11 protein-coding genes, 6 tRNA genes, 1 rRNA gene and 1 pseudogene are annotated in these 14,510 nt (G+C 38.8%); 15 read left to right on the top strand and 4 right to left on the bottom strand.

Features of this window, described 5'->3' with window-relative positions; translation table 11 throughout:
* A 5S ribosomal RNA gene (gene rrf, locus AC1Q6O_RS15795) occupies positions 1-87 on the top strand; the annotation flags it as partial.
* Positions 88-197: 110 nt separating this feature from the next.
* Here the strand turns inward: rrf and mbcS are convergent.
* Positions 198-1,775, bottom strand: coding sequence for an acyl-CoA synthetase MbcS (mbcS, locus tag AC1Q6O_RS15790; protein ID WP_089987407.1), 1,578 nt, complete (start codon positions 1,773-1,775; stop codon positions 198-200).
* 266 nt (positions 1,776-2,041) lie between these two features.
* On the opposite strand from mbcS, the gene AC1Q6O_RS15785 reads away from it, so the two are divergent.
* The 13 genes from AC1Q6O_RS15785 to AC1Q6O_RS15725 all read left to right on the top strand — a co-directional run bounded on the left by AC1Q6O_RS15785 (position 2,042) and on the right by AC1Q6O_RS15725 (position 9,428).
* Positions 2,042-2,118 (top strand) — tRNA-Asn (locus AC1Q6O_RS15785).
* 111 nt (positions 2,119-2,229) lie between these two features.
* Positions 2,230-2,304, top strand: a tRNA-Glu gene (locus AC1Q6O_RS15780).
* Positions 2,305-2,376: 72 nt separating this feature from the next.
* Positions 2,377-2,452 (top strand) — tRNA-Val (locus AC1Q6O_RS15775).
* 18 nt (positions 2,453-2,470) lie between these two features.
* Positions 2,471-2,554 (top strand) — tRNA-Tyr (locus tag AC1Q6O_RS15770).
* A gap of 14 nt (positions 2,555-2,568) precedes the next feature.
* Positions 2,569-2,643 (top strand) — tRNA-Gln (locus tag AC1Q6O_RS15765).
* A 12-nt stretch (positions 2,644-2,655) separates the two neighbouring features.
* A tRNA-Lys gene (locus tag AC1Q6O_RS15760) sits at positions 2,656-2,728 on the top strand.
* A gap of 185 nt (positions 2,729-2,913) precedes the next feature.
* Entirely contained in the window at positions 2,914-3,819 is a 906-nt protein-coding gene (gene rocF / locus AC1Q6O_RS15755; protein ID WP_492401683.1) for an arginase, read from the top strand.
* Between the two features lie 133 nt (positions 3,820-3,952).
* Positions 3,953-4,516, top strand: a complete 564-nt coding sequence (gene sigW, locus AC1Q6O_RS15750) for an RNA polymerase sigma factor SigW (protein WP_004225410.1) — start codon at positions 3,953-3,955, stop codon at positions 4,514-4,516.
* A gap of 13 nt (positions 4,517-4,529) precedes the next feature.
* Positions 4,530-5,156: an anti-sigma factor family protein gene (locus tag AC1Q6O_RS15745; protein ID WP_008175536.1), complete on the top strand. Its 627-nt coding sequence runs from the start codon at positions 4,530-4,532 to the stop codon at positions 5,154-5,156.
* A gap of 149 nt (positions 5,157-5,305) precedes the next feature.
* Positions 5,306-6,142 carry a diadenylate cyclase CdaA gene (gene cdaA / locus AC1Q6O_RS15740; RefSeq protein WP_012296035.1) on the top strand — a complete coding sequence of 279 codons (837 nt, stop codon included), beginning with the start codon at positions 5,306-5,308 and terminating at the stop codon, positions 6,140-6,142.
* Positions 6,135-7,211, top strand: a complete 1,077-nt coding sequence (locus AC1Q6O_RS15735) for a CdaR family protein (protein WP_008175531.1) — start codon at positions 6,135-6,137, stop codon at positions 7,209-7,211. Before cdaA ends, AC1Q6O_RS15735 begins: the two co-directional genes overlap by 8 nt.
* Positions 7,212-7,429: 218 nt before the next feature.
* Positions 7,430-8,782 carry a phosphoglucosamine mutase gene (gene glmM, locus AC1Q6O_RS15730; RefSeq protein WP_090002165.1) on the top strand — a complete coding sequence of 451 codons (1,353 nt, stop codon included), beginning with the start codon at positions 7,430-7,432 and terminating at the stop codon, positions 8,780-8,782.
* A 130-nt stretch (positions 8,783-8,912) separates the two neighbouring features.
* Positions 8,913-9,428, top strand: a complete 516-nt coding sequence (locus AC1Q6O_RS15725; protein ID WP_089987410.1) for a type 1 glutamine amidotransferase domain-containing protein — start codon at positions 8,913-8,915, stop codon at positions 9,426-9,428.
* Here the strand turns inward: AC1Q6O_RS15725 and AC1Q6O_RS15720 are convergent.
* Complete coding sequence (locus AC1Q6O_RS15720) at positions 9,414-9,635, bottom strand: hypothetical protein (protein WP_008175524.1); 222 nt, start codon at positions 9,633-9,635, stop codon at positions 9,414-9,416. The two genes, AC1Q6O_RS15725 and AC1Q6O_RS15720, sit on opposite strands and share 15 nt — an antisense overlap.
* 565 nt (positions 9,636-10,200) lie before the next feature.
* Here AC1Q6O_RS15720 and glmS point away from each other — a divergent pair.
* Positions 10,201-12,003 (top strand): glutamine--fructose-6-phosphate transaminase (isomerizing), encoded by a 1,803-nt coding sequence (gene glmS / locus AC1Q6O_RS15715; protein WP_008175521.1) that lies wholly within the window; start codon positions 10,201-10,203, stop codon positions 12,001-12,003.
* 431 nt (positions 12,004-12,434) lie between these two features.
* On the opposite strand, the pseudogene AC1Q6O_RS15710 reads toward glmS, so the two are convergent.
* Both AC1Q6O_RS15710 and AC1Q6O_RS15705 read right to left on the bottom strand, forming a co-directional pair.
* Positions 12,435-13,480, bottom strand: a pseudogene (locus AC1Q6O_RS15710) (NAD(P)/FAD-dependent oxidoreductase).
* Complete coding sequence (locus AC1Q6O_RS15705; RefSeq protein ID WP_239355451.1) at positions 13,481-14,458, bottom strand: ABC transporter substrate-binding protein; 978 nt, start codon at positions 14,456-14,458, stop codon at positions 13,481-13,483.
* Positions 14,459-14,510: the final 52 nt, after the last annotated feature.

The raw sequence follows: 14,510 nt of genomic DNA, 5'->3' as shown, positions 1-14,510 counted from the left end.
CGTTCCCATACCGAACACGGAAGTTAAGCTCTTTAGCGCCGATGGTAGTTGGGGGCTTCCCCCTGTGAGAGTAGGACATCGCTAGGCGCAAAAAGTCGCTACTGATACACTCAGTAGTGGCTTTTTTTCTGTCTAAAATTCTAAAAAGTAGATAAAGTAAGGAGGCATTTCTTTGAATGAAATGCCTCCTTACTATTTTAGACAGTTGCTGCTCGTAGTTCGATACGACGAATTTTCCCAGATGTTGTTTTTGGTAACTCATCGATAAAGACAATACTACGAGGATATTTATAAGGAGCCGTCAGTGCTTTTACATGCTCCTGTAGCTCCTTGATTAGTTCTTCTTCATTGTGTCCCTTATAGCCATCTCGTAAGATTACGTAGGCTTTGACAATATGCCCCCTAATTTCATCTGGAGCAGCTACCACAGCACACTCTTGTACAGCATCATGTTTGTTTAAGGCATCTTCCACTTCAAATGGACCAATCGTATAACCAGATGAAATAATAATATCATCGCCCCGACCTTCAAACCAGAAGTAACCATCTTCATCACATTTTGCTTGATCACCTGTAATGTACCATTCACCGCGGAATGCCGCTTGTGTGCGCTCAGGCTCACGATAATACTCTTTAAACAAGGCTGGCGATGATTTGTGTATCGCAATATCGCCAACCTCGCCAACAGGTGCCTCATTGCCTTCATTGTCGATAATACGTACAATATTACCTGGAGTTGGGACACCCATGGAACCAGGTCGTAGCTCCGTGTTTTCCAAAGTACCAATGAGTAATGTATTTTCAGTTTGACCATAACCATCGCGGACTTTTAAACCAAAGTGATTCTTAAATGTTTCAATGACTGGTCGATTTAATGGCTCACCAGCAGAGACAGCACTACGAAGAGAAGATAGATTATAGTCTTTTAAATTCTCAAGTTTCGCCATGATACGATACTCAGTTGGGGTGCAGCAAAGAACATTAACCTTTTCATCCTGCAACAGTTGAAGATATGTTTTTGCATCAAATCCACCATGATAAACAAAGGCAGTAGCTCCCAACATAATAGTAGATAGGAACGGGCTCCAAATCCATTTTTGCCAGCCTGGAGCTGCAGTTGCCCATACTAAGTCTCCTTCACGTACACAAAGCCACTGTGCAGCCGCTGTTCGAATATGTGCATAGCCCCAGCCATGAGAATGGACGACGCCTTTAGGCTTACCTGTTGTTCCAGAAGTATAAGAAAGGAAGGCCATGTCATCGCGTTTAGTAGCAACAGCCGTAAATGTATTTGGCTGAGAGCTAGCCAATTCATCTAAAGAAGTCCAATCTCCTGTAGCTGTTCCGATGACCATTTTGTTTTTTAAAGCATCGACAGAAGACGAAATTTTGTCTACTTCACTAGTAAATACTTCATAGGCGATAACGGCACTGGCAGAAGAATGCTCCATACGATACTCTAAATCACTTGCGCGCAACATCTCTGAACAGGAAATAGGAACAATACCCGCTTTTAAACAGCCTAGGAAAACAAAATAGGCCTCAGGTAGGCGAGGAATAATAACTAATACACGATCTCCTTTTTGAAGCCCCTTCTTCGTAAAGGCATTCGCGTATTGATTCATTTTTTGAACAAGTTCTACGTAAGTAACGGTTTGTCTCTCTTGTTGTGTATTTAACCAACGTATAGCTTGGCGTTCACTATCTTGCGAAAACTTTTCTAATTCCTCTGTGATGTTATAAACATCCGGTGCAATTAAATCCTCTATTACCATTTGAACATTCCTCCCCCTAAAATGATAGAAAATTCATAAAACTATTTTTATTTTAACAATTGCAATAATATACAGCAAGAATATTTAATACACAAAATAGAAATTTTAGATTTAATAGAGAACTATTATACATTCTAAGTACTATTTAAGAAATTCTCGACAAAAAAATATAATATTTTACACAAATATGTTGCATTATTTAGAATGCTTGCTATAATAATAAATGTACTTAAGAGGTTGTCTAAGACCGATTTGAATAGTATTGTTCCGAAGTAGCTCAGTTGGTAGTAGCACCTGACTGTTAATCAGGTTGTCGCAGGTTCGAGTCCTGCCTTCGGAGCCATTTTTTTGCTCATTTTTAAGATGGCTTTATACATAAAAAAATGTAGAAAAGTGTTGCAAGAATGTAGAAATAATGTTATCATAATTCTTGTCTTGTTTGAGACATAAGTTGGGCCCCTTGGTCAAGTGGTTAAGACACCGCCCTTTCACGGCGGTAACACGGGTTCGAATCCCGTAGGGGTCACCATTTAAAATACATCATCATGATGTACAGGCTTTAAAATGAAAATAAACTGTGATATAACACACCTGTTTCTATGGAGGATTAGCTCAGCTGGGAGAGCATCTGCCTTACAAGCAGAGGGTCGGCGGTTCGAGCCCGTCATCCTCCACCATTATTCTTGTGTTATTTCGGAGGGGTAGCGAAGTGGCTAAACGCGGCGGACTGTAAATCCGCTCCTTAGGGTTCGGCGGTTCGAATCCGTCCCCCTCCACCAGTTTTATAAATGATTGGGGTATAGCCAAGCGGTAAGGCAACGGATTTTGATTCCGTCATGCCTAGGTTCGAATCCTAGTACCCCAGCCATTTTTCTTTTATGAGCCATTAGCTCAGTTGGTAGAGCATCTGACTTTTAATCAGAGGGTCGAAGGTTCGAGTCCTTCATGGCTCACTTTTATAGAATAAAATATATTCAAAAGTGATATAATAAATACAGATAACTAATCTCTTACTGAAAACAGTAGGAGATTTTTTTATGTTATTTGAAAATGAATAAATATGCGTATTTATGTTGGGTTGAGCCAAGTGGTAAGTAGGCTTTACAATAGTCTTATAACTTTTAGGGGGTATAAAAACATGAATAAACTTAATATTTCTATTATTGGAGTACCAACAGATTACGGACAAACACGCCGAGGCGTAGATATGGGACCAAGTGCTATTCGTTATGCAGGCGTTGTTGAACGTTTAGCAAGTATTGGACACGAGGTACAAGATCAAGGGGATATTCGTGTTAGTCAAAAGCATGCAAACGCGACAGTAGATGAAAAGTTATTGAATTTAGAGGAAGTAGTAGAAGTTAGTACGGCTTTAGCTAATAGCGTACATGAAGTAGTCGAACAAAAAAAATTCCCACTTGTATTTGGTGGTGACCATAGTATTGCTATTGGGACACTTGCAGGATTAGCGGAACATTATAAAAATCTAGGTGTTATTTGGTATGATGCACATGCAGATTTAAATACACCTGAAACTACACCTTCAGGCAACATACATGGAATGCCTTTAGCAGTTAGTATTGGGCTTGGGCATGAACGTTTAGTTCAAATTCGTAATAATGTGCAAAAAATTAAGCCAGAAAACGTTATTATTATCGGAGCTCGTTCTGTAGATCCTGGTGAGCGTGATTTGATTCGTGAACAAGGGATTAAAGTATACACTATGCATGAAATTGACCGACTTGGCATGACGCGTGTTATGGAAGATGCACTTGCCTATTTAAAAGAGCGAGATGTTGATGGTTTACACCTATCGCTGGATTTAGATGGACTTGACCCTCTTTATACACCAGGTGTTGGAACACCAGTGCCAGGTGGAATTACGTATCGAGAAAGTCATTTAGCGATGGAAATGTTACAAGAGTCTGGAATGTTAACTTCAGCAGAGTTTGTAGAAGTTAATCCGATATTAGACGAGAAAAATACAACAGCAAATGTAGCTGTTGCTTTAATGGGATCTTTATTTGGAGAAACTTTAGTTTAAAGAAAATTTTTCAAAAAATTGCCTGTTGCCACATTGCATAAAAATCTTTTGCTATAATTGAAATAAAACGAAACTTTTCTTATTGATGGGTCGTATAGTATAAGACAGTTGTAAAGGTGGAGAAGTCAACACAATGGATGCGTTAGTAAATAAGAGAATAAAACAAGTGCTTAAAGGCGATCAAAACGCATTTGCCGATATTGTGAGTCTCTATCAGCACAAACTGTACCAAGTATGCTATCGAATGTTAGGTAACAAACAAGAATCTGAAGATATTGCTCAGGAAGCTTTTGTTCGGGCATATATGAATTTGCATACTTTTGATCAGAAAAGAAAGTTTTCCACGTGGCTTTATCGCATAGCGACAAACCTCTGTATAGATCGGATTCGGAAAAAGAAACCGGATTATTATTTAGATGCAGAAGTAGCTGGTACAGAAGGGCTTGATATGTATTCACAAATCGCAGCAGACGACCAGCTACCAGAGGAGCAGTTAGAGCAAATGGAGCTGCAAGATCGCATTCAATACGAAATTGGACGTTTGCCGGATAAATACCGTTCGGTTATAGTATTGAAATATATAGAAGAGTTATCGTTGCAAGAGATTAGCGAGATTTTAGATATGCCGCTTGGAACGGTGAAAACGAGAATTCACCGCGGACGTGAGGCATTACGTAAGCAGTTAAACAATCTGTAGGAGGGGGAGCGTCATGAATACTTGTCCAGAGCATATTATTGATTATATGCATGATTATTTAGACGGTGACATTAGTCGTGAGCATGAGCAAGAGTTAAAGCAACACTTGCATACATGTAATGATTGTAAACAGTTGATGCATGAATTGAGTGAAACAATCGCCTTTGTGAAGAGTGCTTCCCATATTACAGCGCCTCCGGATTTTGAAGCAGCAGTAATGGCTCGTTTACCAAAACCAAAAAGTCGAGTAGGCATACAAAAATGGATACGTCGACATCCACTTTTTGTGGCAGCAGCAGTATTTTGTTTATTTATGAGTGCTACCTTGCTCGGTAGCTTTATGGATGACCAGCATTTCTCTGTGACCAAGCAGCCCAATTTAGTTGTGGATGGTCAAACGGTTATCGTACCTGAAGGAGAAGTTGTAAAGGGCGATATTGTTGTGAAAAATGGCGATTTGGTTGTTGAAGGAGAAGTTGATGGTAACGTCACAGTCATAAACGGGCAATACATGGCATCTTCAGCGGTAGTTTCAGGGAGAATTGAAGAAATTGACGAAGTATTTGAATGGTTATGGTATACAATTAAAAACTCTGTAAAATCAGCCATGACATTTGATGAAAAGGAAGAAACTAAATAACACTCTATACGTCCTAAAAAATAGTGCACGTGAGAGGCTGAAAGGTCTACTCTTCTGAGTAGACTTTTTATTTGAAAAAAGTTACATTTGATAAGAATGTGCTATACTTGAATGTGTATGGATTCGTAATGAAAAGTGGGGGATGCCACGTGCAAATTATTGAACATTTCACAGATTTAACGCCTGTGAATATTGTTATTAACTTCATCGATGTACTGCTCGTTTGGTACGTTGTTTATAAGGTCTTAACCCTCATTAAAGGTACGAAGGCTGTCCAATTACTTAAGGGAATTTTCGTCATTATTATTGCACGAATTGCAACAGACCTTTTAGGGTTACAAACATTAGGCTGGATGTTACAGCAGGTCATTGAATTTGGTTTCTTAGCGATTATTATCATCTTCCAACCTGAAATCAGACGAGGCTTAGAACAAATTGGTAGAGGTAAACTTTTCCAACGATCATCTAGTCAAGAAGACGAGGAGCAAACAAGGCTTATAGAGGCTATGAAAAAATCTGTAAGTTATATGGCTAAACGTCGAATAGGTGCGTTAATTTCAATTGAAAAAGAAACAGGTCTTAACGAATATATTGAAACAGGTATAGGTCTAAATGCTGAAATTTCTTCAGAATTGCTAATTAATATCTTTATACCGAATACGCCACTACATGATGGGGCGGTTATTATGCAAAGAGATAAAGTTACAGCGGCAGCTTGTTATTTACCTCTATCTGAAAGTCCATTTATTTCAAAGGAGTTAGGGACACGCCATCGTGCTGCGCTTGGGTTAAGTGAAGTTACGGATGCAATTACAATCGTTGTCTCAGAGGAAACAGGCGCCATTAGTATTACGTTGAATGGTAATCTCCATCGTAATCTTTCTCTAGAGGAGTTCGAGACACTATTGCGAAAAATGTGGTTCGGATCAGCACAAGAGTCAAATGCAGCCTCTAAGTTAACTTGGAGGGGGAAAAAGAATGGATAAAATGATGGATAGCCCTTGGGTATTAAGAATCATCGCGCTATTTTTAGCATTTTTGCTTTTTTTCTCAGTTCGTACCGAGCTATCTCCAATCAATACAACAACCACCACTGAACAGACTGATATTATTCGTGATGTGCCAGTAGATGTTTATTATGATAATGAGAATCTGATTGTAACAGGTTTACCTGAAACAGTAGATGTGAAGATAAAAGGGCCAATGCCTGTTGTTATAAAAACAAGAGCAACAAAGGATTTCTCAGTATTTGTTGATTTAAGTAATCTATTGATTGGCGAGCATGATGTAAAGCTACAATACGAAAATATTTCTGATAAGTTAAAGGTTACATTAGACCCTGCAACTATTCATGTAAATATTGAGGAAAAGGTCACGAAAGAGTTCCGAGTGGACCCTGAAATGAATACTCGACTAATAGAAGAAGGGTATATTTTAAAGGATATGGTAGCTGATCCACCGACTGTTTACGTGACAGGTGCAAAAAGTGCTATTGAAAGCATCAGCTATGTAAAAGCAACTGTTGCTGGAGAGCCAGGCTTGAAGCAATCCTTCACTCAGGACGCGGCAGTAAAAGTATTAGATCGAGACTTAAATAAACTTGATGTGACAATTGAACCTGATACTGTTAATGTTCAAGTAGATATTGGGGAATATAGTCGAGAACTCCCGGTTGTTTTGAGGGAAACAGGGCAAGCATTGGATGATATAACGATCAATTCTTTAACATTTACGCAAAAAATGATTAAAGTATATGGCAGAAAATCTATTATTGATGGTTTAACAGAAATTCCAATAACAGTAGACCTGTCAAAAATTACAGAGTCAAAAACTTATGAAATTGATGTAAAATTACCAGATGGTGTGACAAAAATATCTGATAAGAAAATAAAAGTGAAGGCAGATATTACAAAAGTAGAGAAGGAAGAAGAGCAGAAAACACCAGCTTCTACAGAGGAAGCGCCACCTCCAACTGAAGAAACTGATGTGAAGGATGATAGTACTACTACTGATAAAAATACGCCAACCGATGAAACGGAAGATATTGATTCTTAAACAATATCTGACTATAATTTTATTTTGATTCTAAATCAAAAATCTAACCGGGGTTTGTTTGGGTGGGTAGACCGCAATATATTCACCAAACAAACTAACTGAGTGGACTATTAAAAATTACCAATGAATAAACAAAAGCAGACTTTTCCAAAAGTAAGCGGACAAGTGTCTATGGATGAATATGACACAGTCTTGCATTGAAGGAGAGAATAAGTAGAATGGGTAAATATTTTGGAACAGATGGCGTCCGTGGCGTCGCCAATAGTGAACTAACACCGGAATTTGCATTTAAACTTGGCCGTATAGGTGGCTATGTGTTAACGAAGGATGCAACTGACCGTCCTAAGGTTTTAATTGGTCGTGACACACGTATTTCAGGCGAGATGCTGGAAGGTGCACTTGTTGCTGGGCTCTTATCAATTGGGGTAGAAGTAATGCGACTCGGAATTATTTCAACTCCAGGTGTGGCATATCTTACTCGTATTATGAGCGCAGATGCAGGCGTCATGATTTCAGCTTCGCATAACCCAGTAGCGGACAATGGCATCAAATTCTTTGGTCCAGATGGCTTTAAACTAACAGATGCACAAGAAGAGGAAATTGAAATTTTACTTGATGCTCAAGAGGATACATTACCACGTCCAATAGGGGCTGATTTAGGATCTGTAAGTGACTATTTCGAGGGTGGACAAAAGTATATTCAATACTTAAAGCAAACAGTGGATGAAGAATTTGATGGTATCCATGTAGCATTAGACTGTGCACATGGTGCTACCTCATCATTAGCGACGCATCTTTTTGCGGATCTAGAGGCTGACATTTCTACAATGGGTGCTTCTCCAACTGGTCTAAATATTAATGATGGTGTAGGTTCAACGCATCCTGAGGGACTAGCTAAGTTTGTATTGGAAAAGAATGCAGATGTTGGTCTAGCATTTGATGGGGACGGTGACCGTTTAATTGCTGTAGATGAAAACGGTAAAATTGTTGACGGTGATCAAATTATGTTTATTATTGGAAAGTATTTAAATGCAGTTGGTCGTTTAAAGAAGCAAACAATTGTCTCAACTGTTATGAGCAATATGGGCTTCTATAAGGCTGTCGAAGATAACGGTATGCGAAGTATACAAACGGCAGTAGGAGATCGTTATGTTGTAGAGGAAATGCGTGCTAATGATTACAATTTAGGTGGCGAACAATCAGGGCATATTGTTTTCTTAGATTTTAATACAACAGGCGATGGTCTACTAACAGGTATTCAGCTTGTCGACATTATGAAAGCAACAGGTAAGAAGCTGTCGGAGCTTGCTGCTGAAATGAAAATCTATCCTCAGCGTCTTGTCAATGTTCGCGTAACAGACAAGCATGCAGTGACTGAAAATACGAAAGTGGCCGCTGTGATTGCAGAGGTAGAAGCGGAAATGGCAGGGAATGGTCGTGTCTTAGTACGTCCTTCAGGTACTGAGCCACTTGTTCGTGTAATGGTGGAAGCTGCTACAGAAACAGATTGTGAGCGTTTTGTTGAGCGTATTGCCGATGTTGTACGTGCAGAAATGGGCTTAACAGAATAGTAAATGAAGAATATGAACTCGATTTCCGTTTTTAGGAAATCGAGTTTTTCTTGTTTGAAATGGATGTTTGAAATAGAAAAGATGGGGAACAGTAAAAGGGAGTCACAATAACAAGGAGTGTTTGATAGATATGGCTAAAATTGCTACAGTTATTACCGATATGTTCGAGGATAGTGAATTTACAAGTCCTAAAGAAGCTTTAGAAGCGGCTGGACATCAGCTAGTAACAATTGATACAGAGGCAGGAAAAGAAGTAAAAGGAAAACATGGGGAAACAGTAAAAATTGATAAAGGCATTGATGAAGTAAAGGCCAATGATTTTGATGCACTGTTTATACCTGGTGGTTTTTCTCCTGATATCTTACGCGCCGATGGTCGAGTAGTGGCGTTTGTAAAATCCTTTATGGATGATATGAAGCCTACCTTTGCCATTTGTCATGGACCGCAGCTACTAATTACGGCAAAAACACTAAATGGTCGTGACGCCACGGGTTATAAATCCATTCAAGTAGATTTAGAAAATGCAGGGGCAAAATTCCACGATGAAGAAGTATTCGTCTGTCAAAAGCAACTAGTAACAAGTAGAACACCAGATGACCTACCTGCCTTTAATAGAGAAATAGTAAATTTATTAGCTAGTAAATAAAAAAAAGGGCACAAGCTGTTTTGGCTTGTGTCTTTCGCTATCTTTTGGATAATGTGATGAGCGCATTTGTGATTGTACCAAGATCAAGATGCCTTCTGCTATACCCTCAAAGTCCATAATCGTACGTTGTTTGACAATTTTATACCCATAAATTGTGCAACGATTAATGATTTCGAATACGATCCCCTTTAAACCTTCTTTGAGCATTTCGCTCAGATTCTCTACAAATTCGCCTCCACTAACAATTGTTTGTTTACATATTTGTCACGAAAAAGCAAGAGTACTAGGTATTTTTTATAACGAAAGTTTGACGGATAGCATATGATTGAGTATGATGGAGAAGTTGAGGACGAGGTCCGACCTTGTTCTTTAACGAACGCAAAAGGAGGAAAGAGAGCGTAAAATCGGAAAACAATTATAGCGCCTGAGCTGAAGAAATTGGACGAAATGGATCTTCAGCAGACGAGGTGGAGGTTTATCGAAAATTCGGCGGATACCTCCCGATCGACATACCCGATTGTCATTTTTCATTTTGAAAGCATTTGAGCGATTGAATGTACAGGAAATGGAGAAGGTATTGTAAAGCAATAGATGAATAGTAGAAAACTTCACATATCGAATGCTCCATTCAGATGGCTGAATGATTTGATTGCATGTACGGGGGTGTTTTATTTTATATAAAAATAAAGCATGCCTGTCCATTCTAAAAATTCGATAGATGAGGTCTACTTTGTCATTGCGTTAAATTGACAATATCGGAGGACGAGAATTTATGTGTGGAATTGTAGGATATATTGGTGAATCAGATGCAAAGGAAATTTTATTAAAAGGCTTAGAGAAACTAGAATACCGTGGTTATGATTCAGCAGGTATTGCAGTACGTAATGAAGAAGGCGTAACTGTTTTTAAAGAAAAAGGACGTATCGCAGACTTAAGAGGAGCAGTAGATGAAGATGTTGCTGCTAAAATTGGTATTGGTCATACACGTTGGGCAACACATGGTGTACCAAATCGCTTAAATGCTCACCCTCATCAAAGTGCATCGGGGCGTTTTACGCTTGTGCACAATGGGGTAATTGAAAACTATCATCTATTACAAAAAACGTATTTAAAAGGCATTCCGATGAAATCTGATACAGATACAGAGGTTATCGTGCAATTAGTAGAATTGTTTGTAAAGGAAGGTTTATGCACAGCAGATGCTTTCCGTAAAACATTATCTTTACTACATGGTTCATATGCGCTTGCATTATTAGATGCAGAAGCTGCAGATACAATCTTTGTAGCGAAAAATAAATCCCCACTTTTAGTTGGAATTGGTGAAGACTTCAATGTTGTTGCTTCGGATGCAATGGCTATGCTGCAAGTGACAGATCAATATGTAGAGCTTCACGACAAAGAGGTTGTCATTGTACACAAGGCTAGCGTTGAAATTACAAAACTAGACGGTTCTGTAGTGGAACGTGCACCATATACAGCAGAGCTTGATATGAGCGACATTGAAAAAGGGACATATCCTCATTATATGTTAAAAGAAATGGATGAGCAGCCTACAGTCATTCGCAAAATTATTCAAGCGTATGAGGGTGACAATGGCGATCTAACAATAGATACAGAAATCTTAGAAGCATTGCGAACTGCAGATCGTTTATATATTATTGCGGCGGGCACAAGCTATCATGCAGGCCTTATTGGTAAACAATATTTCGAAAAAATGGCTGGTATTCCAGTAGAAGTTCATATTTCTAGTGAATTTGGCTATAATATGCCATTACTTTCAGAAAGACCTTTATTTATCTTTATTACACAATCAGGTGAAACAGCAGACAGCCGTCAGGTACTAGTAAAAATTAAAGAGCTTGGCTACCCAACATTAACGATTACAAATGTTCCTGGCTCAACTCTATCACGAGAAGCTGACCACACATTGTTATTACATGCTGGTCCAGAAATTGCGGTAGCTTCTACAAAAGCATATGTGGCGCAAGTTGCTGTCCTTGCTTTAGCAGCATACGTAACAGCAAAAGCAAATGGCACAGGCTTAGAATTTGATTTAAAACAAGAGCTTGCGATTGCCGCAAACGGTATCCAAACAATGATTGACTCAAAAGATGTATTAGAAGACATCGCAGAAGACTACTTAAAAATCGCGCGTAATGCATTCTTTATTGGTCGTAATATGGACTTCTACGTGAGCCTTGAAGGGGCCTTAAAGCTAAAGGAAATCTCTTATATCCAAGCAGAAGGCTTTGCTGGCGGTGAGCTTAAACACGGAACAATTGCTTTAATTGAAGAAGGAACACCAGTGTTTGCACTTGTTACACAAGCATCAGTTGGGCTAAACATCCGTGGTAATGTGAAAGAAGTTGCTGCGCGTGGTGCATATCCATGTATTATTGCGATGGCTGGTATCGATGAGGATGGAGACCGCTTAGTCATTCCACATGTTCACGAATACCTAACGCCACTTGTATCGGTAGTGCCATTACAGTTAATCAGCTACTATGCTGCACTCCACCGTCGTTGTGATGTGGATAAACCACGTAACTTAGCTAAATCGGTGACAGTTGAGTAATTATTCATTCGGGACAAAAAAATTCAGTTTATGACACTCAAAGGCTGTATAAGCTGAAATAAAATATCGAAATTAAAACTCGATCCATTAACCATGGGTCGAGTTTTTTACAATTATTGTAAATTAAATTTTAAAGAGTTTTGTAAATATTTTCTAAAAATATTGTAGTCAGTTTCATGAATATAGTTGTTAATTACTTTATATTTGGTTTGTTCTAACAGACAAGATATTAGGACAGCTGAAGGAAACCAGCTCATACCGTAAAAATCATCGCTGTATCAAAGATTTTTTAAAATAATTCGTAAGTATAGAAGCAAGGGGACCCAGCTCTTTTTATAGAATTTGACAGCCGTATAGTGGACTGTAATTCCATAGATATCTTCAATAAAAATCCCCATTAGATTATACCTAACAGGGAAGATAGTAACTGATCACCTATGTGTAGTTACAGCTTTATTCTTTTGTTGTAGCGCTTCATTTTTTTCAGCGAAGCGGTCGTTGTGGGAAGAAACGCCCGCCATTTTTGCTTCTGTAGGGTCAATGTATAATTTGGCGCTATTTACAGCGAGGACCGCGTCATTAAATGCGCCTGCAATCAGTCTTATTTTCCCTTCGTTCGTTACAATATCGCCTGCGCCAAAGATGCCGGGGATACTAGTGCACATTTTTGGTGTAACGGAAATGCCCCATTCTTCAGAAGCTAAGCCCCAATCCATAATGGCGCCACCAAAGTTTCGGTCAAACCCGTGATTGACAAGTACTTCGTCTACTTCAATGTTTGTTGTATCATCTGAATGAACATGCTGTAATGTGAAATGCTCGATTTTATTACCATTACCATGTAAACGAGAAACCGTATAGGGAACAAAGGTAGTGACGATAGACTTCATGCGCGTTACAGAAGATTCAAAGGCACTAAAGTCATCACGTCTATGCACGACATACACTTCTTTGGCGATAGGAGCCATTTCAATAGCCCAATCTACAGCTGAGTCGCCTCCACCAGAGATGAGTACACGTTTATCTTTAAATCTATTTATGTTCGTTACTGTATAATGAAGGTTGTTTAGTTCATAGCGGTCAGCGCCTTCTACCGTTAATTTCTGAATGCGTGTAATGCCTCGTCCTGTAGCTAGAATAATCGTTTTTGTATAATGTTTCTCGCCTGTTTTTGCTGTTAAGAAAAAATGCCATCATCGCGTTTTTCCATGCCAACAATTTCTTGACCAAAGACGATTGTTGGATTAAATGTCGTCGCTTGCTTGATTAAGGAATGAATGATTTCTTCACATCGAACAGGCTCAATACCCCCGACATCCCAAACTAATTTCTCGGGATAGGTACGCATAAATCCACCTAGTTCATGCTTTACTTCGATAATTTTTGTTTTCATTTCACGCATGCCACTGTAAAAGGCAGCATACATGCCTGCTGGGCCTCCACCGATAATAATTACATCATAAATTTCTTGTTGCATTTAACGCACCAACCTTTCAACTAAATAATCAAGGAATAATGGAGAGCCAACTAAACCTTCACCTACAACGTAATCAGCTGTTTTTAATGGGTAAACATTGCCTGCCTTCACGGCATCCATTCCTTGCCACATTGGGCTATTCTCTAAATCCTTCATGGATTGTTCACTACTATAATTTTGCATTTGACGTTGTTCAACAAAAATATGGTCTGCGTCAATCTCAGGTAAAACTTCTAAGGAAATAGGCGTGAACCAATCATGATGATCCTTCAGCTTAGTTGGAATACTTAATCCCAGCTGTGTATATAACATGTCACTACCAGGACTACCCTTTTCAGTGCCTAACACACGATATTGATTTTGTTCTACACGCAATACAAGAATTTTTTCGTCACCTATAGCCTGATGTAGTTTCTCTTTCGTATCTGCTATTTTGTCTCTATACTTCTGTAGAGCAAGCTCTGCTTCTTTTTCTTTATTGAACAGTTCACCAAGCACAGGTACATATTCATCTATTGCAACACCGGCTTCAACAGCTACCGTAGGGGCAATTTTACTTAATGCTTCATATTTTTTAGCATCAATAGCTGCGCCTTGAGCAATAATGACATCTGGTGCTGCTTGAAGAATAACTTCTAAATTGTCTTCATATTGCACAGTTGGAATAATTTTAACATGGTTGTCATCGAATAAGTTAAAGCGATATTCAGGTTCAATTTCTTCAACAACTGTCACCATTTGAGGCGTTACACCGATTTCAATTAGGTTTTCAGCATAGTTAGAACTAAGAACTAATATATTTTTAGGCTCGGTAGGGATAGTGACATCACCGTAGGCATCTTTTACAACACGTGTTGTTGGCTCGCTTTTTTCTTTTGGATCCTTTTCTTCATTTCCGCTTTCTTTGTTAGTACTTGAGCAAGCAACTAAAGCTAAAGCAACAAGTATAAGAAGTATATAGGGCGTCATTTTTTTCATGGATTATTGCTCCTTTTTATTTGATAATGATTATCACTATCAAATAATAACA

It is taken from the genome of Lysinibacillus sp. GW823-FHT06C08 (genome assembly GCF_058795135.1).
Note: the sequence above shows the minus strand (reverse complement) of the source record. Positions and strands in the feature narration are given on the sequence as shown.

What these genes read in the sequence shown, in the direction of transcription:
- rocF (WP_492401683.1), top strand. Translation starts at nt 2,914, where the DNA reads ATGAATAAACTTAATATTTCTATTATTGGAGTACCAACAGATTACGGA.
- AC1Q6O_RS15745 (WP_008175536.1), top strand. Translation starts at nt 4,530, where the DNA reads ATGAATACTTGTCCAGAGCATATTATTGATTATATGCATGATTATTTA.
- AC1Q6O_RS15725 (WP_089987410.1), top strand. Translation starts at nt 8,913, where the DNA reads ATGGCTAAAATTGCTACAGTTATTACCGATATGTTCGAGGATAGTGAA.
- sigW (WP_004225410.1), top strand. Translation starts at nt 3,953, where the DNA reads ATGGATGCGTTAGTAAATAAGAGAATAAAACAAGTGCTTAAAGGCGAT.
- glmS (WP_008175521.1), top strand. Translation starts at nt 10,201, where the DNA reads ATGTGTGGAATTGTAGGATATATTGGTGAATCAGATGCAAAGGAAATT.
- AC1Q6O_RS15720 (WP_008175524.1), bottom strand. Translation starts at nt 9,635, where the DNA reads ATGCTCAAAGAAGGTTTAAAGGGGATCGTATTCGAAATCATTAATCGT.
- AC1Q6O_RS15735 (WP_008175531.1), top strand. Translation starts at nt 6,135, where the DNA reads ATGGATAAAATGATGGATAGCCCTTGGGTATTAAGAATCATCGCGCTA.
- mbcS (WP_089987407.1), bottom strand. Translation starts at nt 1,775, where the DNA reads ATGGTAATAGAGGATTTAATTGCACCGGATGTTTATAACATCACAGAG.
- AC1Q6O_RS15705 (WP_239355451.1), bottom strand. Translation starts at nt 14,458, where the DNA reads ATGAAAAAAATGACGCCCTATATACTTCTTATACTTGTTGCTTTAGCT.
- glmM (WP_090002165.1), top strand. Translation starts at nt 7,430, where the DNA reads ATGGGTAAATATTTTGGAACAGATGGCGTCCGTGGCGTCGCCAATAGT.